This window comes from Streptomyces sp. NPDC038280 (assembly GCF_055600045.1).
The window spans coordinates 1-2,230 of sequence record NZ_JBVJYZ010000043.1; the positions used below are offsets into that span (position 1 = coordinate 1).

1 protein-coding gene is annotated in these 2,230 nt (G+C 71.8%); it reads right to left on the reverse strand.

Translation table 11 applies throughout. From position 1 onward, the window contains the following. The coding region (locus ACZ7J0_RS33720) for a condensation domain-containing protein (RefSeq protein WP_470893896.1) at positions 1-2,197 on the reverse strand (2,197 nt) is incomplete at its 3' end. Between the last annotated feature and the right edge of the window lie 33 nt (positions 2,198-2,230).

The window sequence follows — 2,230 nt, forward strand, 5'->3', positions numbered from 1 at the left end:
AGACGGTCTCGCCCTCGAAGACGACCGCCACCGCATCCGGCGTCCGCGCCACCTGCGCCTCAAAGAGCTCCGGCAACGTAGCTGGCACCAGATCGGCGTCGGTGTCGTTCCAGTCGACGAGGACCTGGTGGCGCTCGTCCTCGCCGAGAACCCGAACCGCGCTCAGCGGCAGGTCCGGTCCGCCGTCCAGCGCGGACTCCAGCGCGGCGACGAGATGTTCCAGGGCCGTGCGGGCCAGGACGGCCACGGCAGCGGAGTCGATGGGAGCGATCGCGTCCACGGAGAGGCCGATCTTGTCCCCGTTGTCATCGACGAGGAGCGCGAGCGGGTAGTTGGAGAGCTCGCGCGCGAACAGCAGCCGTGTTCCCGCCATCGCCGCGTCCCAGCTCGTCTCGGCGTCCTGGCCGACGTTGTGTCGGTAGTTGAGGAAGGAGGTGAACAGCGGGGTGTCGCCGGTGACTCCGCCGGCGCGCTGCGCCACGGCGAGGGGCGCGTGCTCGTGCTCCAGGAGCCGGGCGAGCTGACCGCGCATCGCGGACACCGCCGCCAGCGCGCCCACTTCCTCCGTCCGCACACGGACGGGCAGCATGTTCATGAATGGCCCGGGCACGCGATCTGCGCCCGTGCCGGCGTTCATGCGGCCGAGCAGGACCGTGCCGAAGACCACGTCGTCCCGGCCGCTGACGGTGGCGAGGACGCGCGCCCAGGCGACGTGGAGGACGGTCGCCGTGCTGACGCCCGCGCGGCGTGCGGCACTGCGGAGCCGTAGGGTCAGCTCTTGGGCGAGGGGCAGCAGTTCGAGGACGGCATCCGAGCCGTCGCCGCGCACGTCCGCCATCCCGTACGGCGCTGTGGGCTCGGTGACGTCGCCGAGGAGCTCGGTGAAGTACCGCTCGTGCTCGGCCCGGTCCACCGTGCCGTGCGCCTGGGCGACGAAGTTGCGGAACGGCAGCGGCTCGGGCAGTTCGGCGCCCCGACCGGCCAGGATCGCCTGCACCTCGTCGAGGACGACCTGGAGCGCGGTGTGGTCGCGAACCGTGTGGTGCATCCGCAGCAGCACGAGCCAGCGGTCGCCGCCGGGGTCTGCCGCGACGTGCAGGTCGAGCAGCGGGGCACGGCTCAGGTCCATCGAGGAACCGCCGGCGGCGACCAATTCGGCCACCGGGTCGGCGCTGTCCGGGGCGAGGGCGAGGTCGGTGACGGGCAGTGCGGCGCGGCGCCACACGACCTGGACCGGTTCGTGCAGGCCCTCCCACGCCAGGGACGTACGGAAGATGTCGTGCCGGTCCACCACCCGTTGCAGGGCGCACGCGAAGGCGTCGACCCGCTCACGGCAGTCGAACTCGAAGACCGCCGGCATGACGTAGGCGTCGTCGCCGCCCTCGGCCACCAGATGGTGGAAGAGCAGGCCCTCCTGGAGCGGGGCCAGCGGGTAGACGTCGGCGACGTTGGCGGCACCGCCCTCGACGGTGGCGACGATCCGCTCCACCTCGTCGGCGGTCAGGTCGACCAGCGGCAGCATCTCCGGAGTGAGCGCGGTCGCGTCGGCCGGAATCCGGTTGTCCGGCACGTCGACCTGCTCGGCTCCCACGGACAGCGCGACCCCGGCCGGGGTTGGAGCGTCGAACAGGGCCCGCATCGACACCGAGACGCCCTGGGTGCGCAGAATCTCGACCAGGCGCACGGCGAGGAGGGAGTGGCCGCCGAGCCGGAAGAAGTCGTCGTCGACCCCGACGCTCTCCAGGCCCAGGACCTCGGCGAAGGCCGCGCACAGGATTTCCTCGCGCACGTTGGCCGGGCCGCGCCCGGCACCTGTCAGGACGCCGAAGTCGGGGGCCGGAAGCGCCTTGCGGTCGAGCTTGCCGTTCACCGACAGGGGCAGGGCGTCGAGGGTGACGACGGCCGAGGGGACCATGTAGGAGGGGAGCCGCTCGGCGGCGAACGCCCGTACGGATTCCTCAAGTCGACTGCCATGGGGCTCGGTCGGGACGAAGTAGGCGACGAGCCGGGTGTCCCCGGGCACGTCCTCGCGGGCGATCACCGCGGCCTGGGCCACCTGCGGGTGCGCGGCCACGACGGCCTGCACCTCACCGGGCTCGATACGGAAGCCACGGATCTTGACCTGCTCGTCCGCACGCCCGAGGTATTCGAGCTGCCCGTCCGCGTTCCAGCGCACCACATCACCAGTGCGATACATCCGCCGACCAGGGACGAAGGGACTGGCCACAAA